The 9,390-nt window shown below is 57.5% G+C and carries 10 protein-coding genes; 3 read left to right on the forward strand and 7 right to left on the reverse strand.

Annotated elements, in window-relative coordinates; all coding sequences use genetic code 11:
• Positions 1 to 245, forward strand: a 245-nt coding sequence (locus CKF42_RS20490; RefSeq protein ID WP_111209079.1) for a YdgH/BhsA/McbA-like domain containing protein, incomplete at its 5' end; no start/stop codon positions are given.
• A 91-nt stretch (positions 246 to 336) separates the two neighbouring features.
• On the forward strand, positions 337 to 600 hold the full coding sequence (yhcN, locus tag CKF42_RS20495; RefSeq protein ID WP_009087490.1) for a peroxide/acid stress response protein YhcN: 264 nt from the start codon (positions 337 to 339) through the stop codon (positions 598 to 600).
• 53 nt (positions 601 to 653) lie between these two features.
• On the opposite strand, the gene CKF42_RS20500 is transcribed toward yhcN, so the two are convergent.
• The 5 genes from CKF42_RS20500 to aaeX form a co-directional block, all read right to left on the reverse strand.
• Positions 654 to 923: a hypothetical protein gene (locus CKF42_RS20500; RefSeq protein WP_009087492.1), complete on the reverse strand. Its 270-nt coding sequence runs from the start codon at positions 921 to 923 to the stop codon at positions 654 to 656.
• Positions 924 to 978: 55 nt separating this feature from the next.
• Positions 979 to 2,430, reverse strand: a complete 1,452-nt coding sequence (locus CKF42_RS20505) for an NAD-dependent succinate-semialdehyde dehydrogenase (RefSeq protein WP_111209080.1) — start codon at positions 2,428 to 2,430, stop codon at positions 979 to 981.
• A gap of 113 nt (positions 2,431 to 2,543) precedes the next feature.
• Positions 2,544 to 4,496: a p-hydroxybenzoic acid efflux pump subunit AaeB gene (aaeB, locus tag CKF42_RS20510; RefSeq protein WP_046102620.1), complete on the reverse strand. Its 1,953-nt coding sequence runs from the start codon at positions 4,494 to 4,496 to the stop codon at positions 2,544 to 2,546.
• 9 nt (positions 4,497 to 4,505) lie between these two features.
• Positions 4,506 to 5,438 carry a p-hydroxybenzoic acid efflux pump subunit AaeA gene (gene aaeA / locus CKF42_RS20515; protein WP_009087499.1) on the reverse strand — a complete coding sequence of 311 codons (933 nt, stop codon included), beginning with the start codon at positions 5,436 to 5,438 and terminating at the stop codon, positions 4,506 to 4,508.
• Positions 5,439 to 5,445: 7 nt separating this feature from the next.
• Positions 5,446 to 5,649 carry a p-hydroxybenzoic acid efflux pump operon protein AaeX gene (aaeX, locus tag CKF42_RS20520; RefSeq protein ID WP_009087501.1) on the reverse strand — a complete coding sequence of 68 codons (204 nt, stop codon included), beginning with the start codon at positions 5,647 to 5,649 and terminating at the stop codon, positions 5,446 to 5,448.
• A 232-nt stretch (positions 5,650 to 5,881) separates the two neighbouring features.
• On the opposite strand from aaeX, the gene aaeR reads away from it, so the two are divergent.
• Positions 5,882 to 6,799 carry an HTH-type transcriptional activator AaeR gene (aaeR, locus tag CKF42_RS20525; protein ID WP_009087503.1) on the forward strand — a complete coding sequence of 306 codons (918 nt, stop codon included), beginning with the start codon at positions 5,882 to 5,884 and terminating at the stop codon, positions 6,797 to 6,799.
• 33 nt (positions 6,800 to 6,832) lie between these two features.
• Here the strand turns inward: aaeR and tldD are convergent, their stop codons facing one another.
• Both tldD and CKF42_RS20535 read right to left on the reverse strand, forming a co-directional pair.
• The gene (tldD, locus tag CKF42_RS20530; protein WP_009087505.1) at positions 6,833 to 8,278 is read right to left on the reverse strand and encodes a metalloprotease TldD; all 1,446 of its coding nucleotides are present in this window, start codon (positions 8,276 to 8,278) and stop codon (positions 6,833 to 6,835) included.
• Between the two features lie 64 nt (positions 8,279 to 8,342).
• The coding region (locus CKF42_RS20535; protein WP_304598461.1) for an AsmA-like C-terminal region-containing protein at positions 8,343 to 9,390 on the reverse strand (1,048 nt) is incomplete at its 5' end.

Raw genomic sequence — 9,390 nt, forward strand, 5'->3', positions numbered from 1 at the left:
TCGCTGCACTGAGCATCGCCCTGTTTTCAGCAGGTGCCAGTGCCGCCAGCCTGGTTTCTAATGAACAGGCGCAGGGTTTGCAGTCAATGAACCAGACCATCAGCATTGCGGGCCGTAACGGCGACCAGACGCATATCCGTCAGGTTCTGTCGGAGAAAGCGGATGCGCAGGGCGCAAGCCACTATCGCATCATCGAAAACAACCAGGACAACACCTGGCATGTGACCGCTGAGCTGTATAAATAATTCACTGTGATGACGCCTTATGGCGTTGAAAATATCGACGACCCGCACCAATGATTAACCGCAGGTTGTTGAATGTAATGAGGAGACGAACATGAACATCAAAACAACCATCGCTACAGTCAGTCTGCTTTCCGTTATGGCTTTCGGCGCTTCCGCCGCGCAGCTGGTAACCGGCGATCAGACGCAGAACCTGCAGCCTGCGGGCACCGTAACCATCAGTGGTACCGCGGGCGCACCGATGGATTATCGCGCTGAACTGTCTCAGAAAGCCGATGAACAGGGTGCCAGCGCCTATAAAGTGATCGAGGCGCGTACCGGTGATAACTACCACATCACCGCACAGCTTTATAAGTAATTCCTCGTCACTATCATGACGAACCCTTTGGCCCCGCTCGCCGGGGCCTTTTTTCATCTGACGTTAAAGTGAAGCTGACCTTCCAGCTCCTCTTCAGCTTCATCAAAGAGTAAAATCAGGGCCCCATAACGCCGTCGCTGTCCTCTGCCCAGATTGATGAACTCAATCTCCAGCGGCATCGGGAGCAGATCCCCCGTCACCACATCCCATAACCCATCCAGATCGCAGATGCGACGCTCATCCAGCGCGAATCGCTCGCTAAACTGGCGGAAAAAATGGGCCTGGTCGACAATTTCATTAAAATCAAAACGCTCGGTTTTCATGCTGACGGCTCCCATGCTCCGTCTGCGGGCGACCTTCGCCGCCCGTGCCCTTCTGCTAGCCCAAACCGCCCAGATGCAGCGCTTTGACCTCCAGATACTCTTCCATGCCGAGTACCGAACCTTCACGGCCCAGACCCGACTCTTTGACGCCGCCAAAGGGTGCCAGCTCGGTTGAAACGGCACATTCGTTAATGCCGATCATGCCACTTTCCAGCGCCGCTGAAACGCGGAACACCCGCTGCAGATTCTGCGTGTAGAAGTAGGCGGCCAGGCCAAATGGCGTATCATTGGCGCGGCGGATCACCTCATCTTCATCATCGAAGCGGAAGCAGGCAGCAACCGGGCCAAAGGTCTCTTCCTGCGCGAGCTGCATCCCTTCGTGTGCTTCGGCGATCACGGTTGGCTGCCAGAAGTTGCCGCCCATCGCATGGCGCTCGCCGCCAGCCAGCAGTTTGCCGCCTTTTGCCAGCGCGTCATTGACGTGCTGTTCCACTTTCTCCACCGCCGACGCTTCAATCAATGGCCCGACAATCACGCCCTCATCGAGACCATTACCCACCTTAAGCCTGTTCACCTCTGCGGCCAGCTGCGTGGTGAAACGATCGTAAACACTGTTGTGGATGTAGAAACGGTTCACGCTGACGCACACCTGACCCGCATTGCGGAATTTGTTCGCAATTGCACCCTGTACGGCGGCATCGATGTCGGCATCGTCAAAGACGATGTAAGGCGCGTTACCGCCCAGCTCCATGGACACTTTCTTCATGGTTTCGGCGGCATTGCGCATCAGCAGCTTGCCCACCTGGGTTGAACCGGTGAACGAAATCTTCCGCACCGCTTTGCTGGCCATAATGGCGTCGCTGATGGCATGGGTGTCACCCGCTACGGCGTTCAGCACGCCATCCGGGACGCCAGCCTGTTTCGCCAGGGCCAGCAGGGCAAAGGCGGAGAGTGGCGTATTGTTGGCGGGTTTGATGATGCCGGTACAGCCCGCGGCCAGTGCGGGCCCCAGCTTGCGGGTCAGCATCGCCATCGGGAAGTTCCACGGTGTGATGGCGGCCACAACGCCAATCGGTTCACGGGTGGCCAGGATGCGGGAACCCGCTTTGGCGGGCGGAATGATCTCGCCATTGGCTCGCTTCGCCTGTTCGGCAAACCACTGGATAAAACTGGCGGCATACTCCACTTCGCCCTCCGCCTCTTTCAGCGGCTTACCCTGTTCCGTCGTCATCAGTTCGGCCAGCCAGCGTTTGTTCTCAATGATGAGCTGGTACCAGCGAGTGAGAATCTCAGCACGCGCTTTTGCCGTCTGCGCACGCCAGGCGGGAAAGGCGCGTTCTGCTGCGGCGATCGCCTGTGCCGTTTCAGCCCTGCCCGCTTTGGCGACCTGTGCAATGACCTCGCCGGTTGCCGGATTGATTACATCAAAGGTGGATGCCGCCGGGTGCCACTGGCCGTCTGCCAGATAGCCGGTCTGAAACAGCTCGCTCTGTTGCAGTGATGTCATTGATTCGCTCCTGTCAGTTTTACGCTTCCGTCTGAAGAGTATAGTTGGCAAAAGCGACAGGTTTTGTGACGGGCGGGGATTGCGCAGGCCGCTGCCGATCGCAGCGGCCAGATTCAGATTTGGATGAGCGTGTTCTGGTACTTATCCAGCATCAAGGCCAGGCGTTTTACCGGTTCCGTAACGCTGACAGGCGCCTCGTAATGGACCAGTTTCTCCTGATAGAGATCCAGCTCTTTCAGCAGGCGTTCAAAATAGTAGCGCCGCTTGTCATCGCTGCTGGCAGAGATGACCCGGTCAGCTGTATAGCGCAGCTGCCGGTGATAAGCAGAGAGATCCGCGTTGATCGGAATGTCTGCGTCACGCAGACGCTGATGACCGATGATCAGCGTCAGGGCAATACGGTATTTATTGATATCGCCCGGAAACAGGTTCAGCAGCAGAAACAGTTGCTGATAGAGGGCCGGCAGATGATTTTCACGCCGACGCGCCTGGTTAGTCGTCATGGCCGAAACCGCCGCATACATAAAGCGGTTCAGCAGCTTACGGCCGGTGCGGGCCTTCGATTTGTCTCGAATCAGCAGAATAACCATCATCGCCACAAAGCAGCCGATGACCTGGCCGAGCACATTGTCGAGAAAAACGTTGATGTGGAACTGCATCGGATTATCGAGAACCAGCACGTTAAGCGTGCCGATCAGCGCCCCCAGCGTGCCGAGCTGACGCCGCTGAATGAAGATGCCTCCGATAAAGCCCAGCAGGCCGATGGCGATGCAGAGCAGCAGCGCGCTCTGCTGGGTCGAGGGGAGCACATACATAAAGTAGAGCGCGCCCAGCGGCACCGCAACCGTCATGCCGTAGAGAAAATCTTTTGCCATCATCAGTGGATTAGGCATCCGCATCGCCAGCGCAGTGATAACCGCCAGCATGACCATACAGCCACTGCCCGACGTCCAGCCGGTATAGAGCCAGAACAGAGAGCCCAGCGCGGTCGCCACAAAGGTGCGGATACCGTTGATCATCGCATGGTGTGTTTCGGCGGAGCGCGCCTGAATCACCACCTCGCGCTGCAGGATCTCCTCCTCCAGCGACGTGATCCGGCTGTTACTTCGGATGCCTTTCAGCAGCAGCAGATATTCCGTCGCGGCACCCACCCAGCTGCTCAGCGTCACCGGGGCCGTTTTGTCTCTGGCCCCCATAACCCGCCGCATCACCTTCATCCGCTTGTGCACCTCATCAACCGTCGTGGCGGGCTTTTCAATCATCAGGCGATACTGAGGGGGGATGTAGTCCGGACGCGAATTCTGGATCAGAAAGGTTTCGGCTGCCTGCGTAATCAGGGTCAGCGACAGGGTATTAAGCATCTGCAGCCGGCGGTTACTGTTCTTCCAGCGTGACGACTCCATCATCAGCTGGCTGCGCATGCTGTTAAGGGCGGTGGTGCGCCGGACCAGCGCGCTCCAGGCTTTATCGACCTCCTCTTTGTCACCGTGGGCGACGCAGAGCTGCAGCAGCTGATAGTGCGCCACCAGTAGCGAGTCGACCTCCGCATCGATCACTTTTTTGATCGAGCGTGGTGAGAAGATCATGTCGGCCAGAATGGCACACAGAATGCCGAGCACGATTTCACTGCAGCGCTCGACCGCATATTGCGGCACCAGGGTCAGACCGCCGCTGGCGTCAGCGGTCACCACGATAATCAGCGCGGTGTAGCCCGCCAGTCCCAGTGCGTAAGAGTTTTCAACTTTGATCAGCGAAGAGAGCCAGACGCAGAGCCCTGCCCAGATGCAGCACAGCAGCAGCATCACAACCGGCGCACGAACGGTGGCAATCATGATGGTCAGCGCGGCGATACAGCCGATAAAGGTCCCGATAATACGCAAAACGCCACGATAGCGAAGCGCCCCCGAATAGGGATCGCCCCCCGCTGCAAACGCGGTGCCGCCCGCCACAATACCGGCAGTCATCACCGCCCAGCGCGGCGTTTCGAGGTTGAAGTGAAAGCCGACCATCAGCGCTAACACCAGCGCAAAGGTCAGCTTTACCGGGAACCGCAGGAACTCAATCATATCGCCCTCTTAACCAAACTCACGCAGGCGATTAAACAGGCGGACCATCGGTGAAACCTGCTCAGGCTGACGATCGGCCTGACCGGTAATGACCACGGTCGCCGTTGTCCCGGCCGGGAAGCGGTTGCCGGGCTGCTGATCCAGACGGATGCGCACCGGAACACGCTGCGCCAGACGGACCCACTCCAGGTTGGAATCGACCGTTGCCATGCCTTTACTGTCAACCGAGCTGCTGCTGTTTGTGACACCGGCCGCCACACTATCTACGGTCCCCCGCAGCACAATGTTGCTGCCAAGTGGCGTCACTTCCGCACGGAAGCCCTTCTCTACGCCATGCAGCTTGGTCTCTTCCAGATAGGCCAGCACATAGTAGGAGTGCTGCTGCACCAGGGCGACCGCCACAGAGCCGCGGGTAATGAACTCGCCCTGATAGACATTCAGGTTGGTGACCCAGCCATCTGAGGGCGCTTTCACGGTGGTGCGCTCCAGATCGATCTTCGCCAGATCGCGTGTCGCCACCGATTTCGCCAGCTGATGTTCGCTGGTCTGCAGATCGTTGTTGGACTGCTCAATCGCCTCGCGCGACATCGCCGAGGTGCCGAGCTGGTTACGGCGGCCAGCTTCGCGCCGCTTCTCACTCACCAGCGCCTGGTAATATTCCACGTCTGCCTGAGCCTGCTCGAGCGCCTTTTGATAGCGTGGACGGTCAACCACAAACAGCGTGTCGCCCTTCTTCACCAGCTGGTTGTCGTGCACCGGAACGTCGGTAATCAGGCCGGTCACGTCAGGTGAGATCGCCACTACGTCTGCCGCGAAGCGCGCATCACGCGTCCAGGGGGATTCGGTATAGAACACCCAGGCACGGAAGATGATAACCACAGCAATGATAACCAGCAGGAGTGTAATCGCGTAACGCGCGATTTTTCTTATGAGTGCTTTCACTTAAACCTCAGACTAATAAACGGGAGACAAGGTAAAACACACAGCAGTAAAGCGCTGTATTAAAAAGTGCCGGATGCCAGACAAGATCATAAATACCGCTCGGCGTCAGCACACGTTTCACTAACCAGAACAGCATCAGTGAGAGAATAAGTTCGATGAATACGGGCGGAAACGAGAGCCCAAACATGACAAATACCGGAAGCACACTCATCAGAAATCCTTAGTTCAACCTTGCCGGGAGTCTCCTTTGCCTTTTCAGCTGTCACAGCAAACCCAGCTGACAGCGCGATACAAACCGCAGCTGGCTTAATAATAGCGTATCATCACAGGGCATCAGGCAATGAAGAGTCACCGGGAGATACCCCGGCGCGCTTATAATAACGCGCCTGACTATAAGTTTTCTACAGAATGTGATCTAAATCACTTTTAAGCCAGAGTAAATAATGGAACGACTGAAGGGCATGTCTGTCTTCGCCAAAGTGGTCGAACTTGGTTCGTTTACCGCTGCGGCGCGTCAGCTTCATCTGAGTGTCTCCTCAATCAGCCAGATTGTCGCGAAGCTGGAAGATACGTTGCAGGTTAAGCTGCTGAATCGCAGTACCCGCAGTATCGGGCTCACCGAAGCGGGCAAAATCTACTATCAGGGCTGCCGCCGTATGCTGGCGGAAGCGACGCAGGTGCATGAACAGCTTTATGCGTTTAACAACACACCCATTGGGGTGCTGCGTATCGGCAGCTCCTCGACCATGGCACAGAACGTGTTAGCGGGCATGACCAGCGATATGCTGCGCGACTATCCGGGGCTGAGCGTAAACCTGGTGACCGGCGTCCCCGCTCCGGACCTGATCGCGGACGGTCTGGACCTGGTGATTCGGGTCGGGGCCTTAAAAGATTCCAGCCTGTTTTCACGTCGCCTTGGCGCGATGCCGATGGTGGTGTGCGCCGCCAGGAGCTATCTGGCGCAGCATGGCACGCCGGAGAAACCGGGGGATATCGATAACTTTTCCTGGCTGGAATACAGCGTTCGGCCCGACAACAACTTCGAGCTGATTGCGCCAGAAGGCATCGTCACCCGGCTGGCCCCGCAGGGACGGTTTGTCACCAATGATTCGCTGACGCTGCTACGCTGGCTGAAGTCCGGTAACGGCATCGCCTATGTGCCGATGATGTGGGTGATTGATGAGATCACCGCAGGTGAGGTCGATATTCTCTTTCCGCAATATCAGTCCGATCCGCGACCGGTCTATGCGCTCTATACCGAGAAGGATAAGTTGCCGCTCAAGGTACAGGTCTGTATCGACTATCTGACCGGCTATTTTGAGCAGGTTGCGGAACAGTATCAGCTGCACCGCAAAAGCTGACAACCCGCCAGCGGGCGGGTTGTCGGGGTCACATCAGGCGGTGCCGCCGATGGTGAGTTTGTCCAGCTTCAGCGTTGGCTGACCCACACCGACCGGCAGGCTCTGCCCCTCTTTGCCGCAGACGCCCACGCCTTTATCCAGCGCCAGGTCATTACCGACCATCGAGATCTGCTGCATCGCTTCAATACCGGAGCCGATCAGGGTTGCACCTTTAACCGGTTTGGTGATCTTGCCCTTCTCAATCAGATAGGCCTCTGAAGTGGAGAAGACAAACTTGCCGGAGGTGATATCCACCTGGCCGCCACCAAAGTTGGGCGCATAGATGCCATATTCAACGCTTTCGATGATGTCCTGCGGCGTTGATTTGCCGGCCAGCATATAGGTGTTGGTCATACGCGGCATGGGCAGATGCGCATAGGATTCGCGGCGACCGTTACCGGTCGGGCTGACGCCCATCAGTCGCGCATTCAGCTTGTCCTGCATGTAGCCTTTCAGCACGCCATTCTCAATCAGCATGTTGTACTGACCCGGCACGCCTTCGTCATCGACCGCCAGTGAACCCCGCAGCCCTTCAAGGGTGCCGTCATCCACCACGGTGCAGAGTTCTGACGCGACCTGCTGACCGATTTTACCGCTGAATACGGAGGTGCCACGGCGATTGAAGTCGCCTTCCAGACCGTGCCCCACCGCTTCATGCAGCAGCACGCCAGGCCAGCCCGCGCCCAGTACCACCGGCAATGCGCCCGCCGGGGCCGCCACGGCAGAGAGATTAACCAGCGCCATGCGAACGGCTTCACGCGCCCAGGCGTCCGCACGCACTTCGCCATTCTCATCGGCCAGGAAAAACGCATAACCGGTGCGTGCACCGCCGCCGCTGGCGCCGCGCTCACGTTTACCCTGATCTTCCACCTGTACGCTGACAGAGAGACGCACCAGCGGACGGACATCCGCCGCCAGCGTGCCATCCGTCGCAGCCACCAGCACCTGCTCGTAAACGCCGGTCAGACTGGCATTGACCTCCTGCACGCGCGGATCCGCCGCACGGGCCACCTGGTCAACGCGATGCAGCAGCGCAATTTTCTCTTCACGCGTCAGGCTGTTTAGCGGATCGACCGCCGGGTAAAGCGAACGGTTCATGACGGCAGAAAGCGTATGTGCCTTGCCGTTGCCCTGTTCACGGACAATGCTGCGAGCGGCGTCAGAGGAGAGACGCAGCGCATTCAGTGTAATCTGATCTGCATAAGCGAAGCCGGTTTTTTCACCGCTGACCGCGCGAACGCCCACGCCCTGGTCGATATGGTAAGAGCCATCTTTAATGATTTTGTCTTCCAGCACCCAGGATTCGTGGAAGCTGGACTGAAAATAGAGATCGGCATAATCCAGACGACGTTCTGAAAGCTGCCCTAACAGGGAAAATAGGTCCTGCTGATTAATGCCGTTAGCAGTCAGTAACTGCTCACTTACCAGGTTCAGAGTCATCGTTTCTCACTCATTATGTGCTCAGATAATCATAGCCTGCGGTAATTCCGGTACGGCGTCAAATTCACTTGTTGTCTGTTTCACGCGGTTTACGCAGCACTTCATTAATTTCCGGTTTATCCAGCGGCCCGCTGATGTGATAACGCAGCAACGATATCCTGTTCCACAAGGGAGCCAGCACCTTACTGGCGGCGAAAACCGCCGCGCCCACCACCGGGTTAATCGCGAAGGCGGTCGCGACACCCACCGAGGCGGAGATCTCCGGCGCCACCACCGCTTCCATATCGATCTGACGCTTCACCAGGTCGAGATTGCCCTGCATAGCGATGTCAGCTTCCAGCCCATCCACCAGCAGATTATCGGTGCGCATCACGCCATTCTCGATCCAGGCCGTGCCATTAATCGAATCGAAGTAGAACGCGTTGGTAAAGGTGTCGCTGAAATCGAAGCGCAGCTTGCGCAGCAATGCATCAAAGCTCACCAGTCGCAGGATCTTGCCAGCCGTGCCGGTGTCCACATCCGCAATCTGGCCTTTACCAAAGTGTGTTTTCAGGGTGCCACTCAGCGTCTCTGCGGAGGGCTGCCACGGCGCCGACCGCCAGTGCAGGTCATAGGCAATGTCGAATGGCGCATCACGCAGCGGCGTATTCACACCAAACCAGTTGGTCGCATTATTGATATTAGGACCTTTCAGCGTGCCCTTCAGCGAGGTGCGCGGGTCGTTCGGGCGATTTACCCACTCCCCGCTGATTTTCAGCTGTGAACTGCCGGTATCCACCTTGCCGTTAGTAAGCGCTAACGTATCCCCTTTGGGTTGCAGCATCGCAGAGACCTGACCATATTTCTGCCCCAGTACCCAGCACTCTTTACAGCGCAGTTGCAGAGCCGGCCACCGACTGAAATTAATATTACTGGCCTGCTGAGTGCTCGCTTTGCTGCCTCTGGTCGTCTCGCTGTTCCACTGCGGATTGTAATAAAGGTAATCCAGATTCACCTGCCACGGGGATTGTGGTGCCATCGACAGCTCACCACGCAGCTCCTGCGCCCTGACGCTGACGTTGCCACTGCCGGCTGAACGCTGTGCCAGCGTCGCCTCAACCTCATGCCACTGC

The sequence above is a fragment of the Pantoea sp. ARC270 genome (assembly GCF_003236725.1).
In the GTDB taxonomy this organism is placed as follows: Bacteria; Pseudomonadota; Gammaproteobacteria; order Enterobacterales; family Enterobacteriaceae; genus Pantoea; species Pantoea anthophila.

Coding starts and splice junctions, on each gene's coding strand:
- yhcN (WP_009087490.1), top strand. CDS start 337: ATGAACATCAAAACAACCATCGCTACAGTCAGTCTGCTTTCCGTTATG.
- CKF42_RS20500 (WP_009087492.1), bottom strand. CDS start 923: ATGAAAACCGAGCGTTTTGATTTTAATGAAATTGTCGACCAGGCCCAT.
- CKF42_RS20505 (WP_111209080.1), bottom strand. CDS start 2,430: ATGACATCACTGCAACAGAGCGAGCTGTTTCAGACCGGCTATCTGGCA.
- aaeB (WP_046102620.1), bottom strand. CDS start 4,496: ATGATTGAGTTCCTGCGGTTCCCGGTAAAGCTGACCTTTGCGCTGGTG.
- aaeX (WP_009087501.1), bottom strand. CDS start 5,649: ATGAGTGTGCTTCCGGTATTTGTCATGTTTGGGCTCTCGTTTCCGCCC.
- aaeR (WP_009087503.1), top strand. CDS start 5,882: ATGGAACGACTGAAGGGCATGTCTGTCTTCGCCAAAGTGGTCGAACTT.
- tldD (WP_009087505.1), bottom strand. CDS start 8,278: ATGACTCTGAACCTGGTAAGTGAGCAGTTACTGACTGCTAACGGCATT.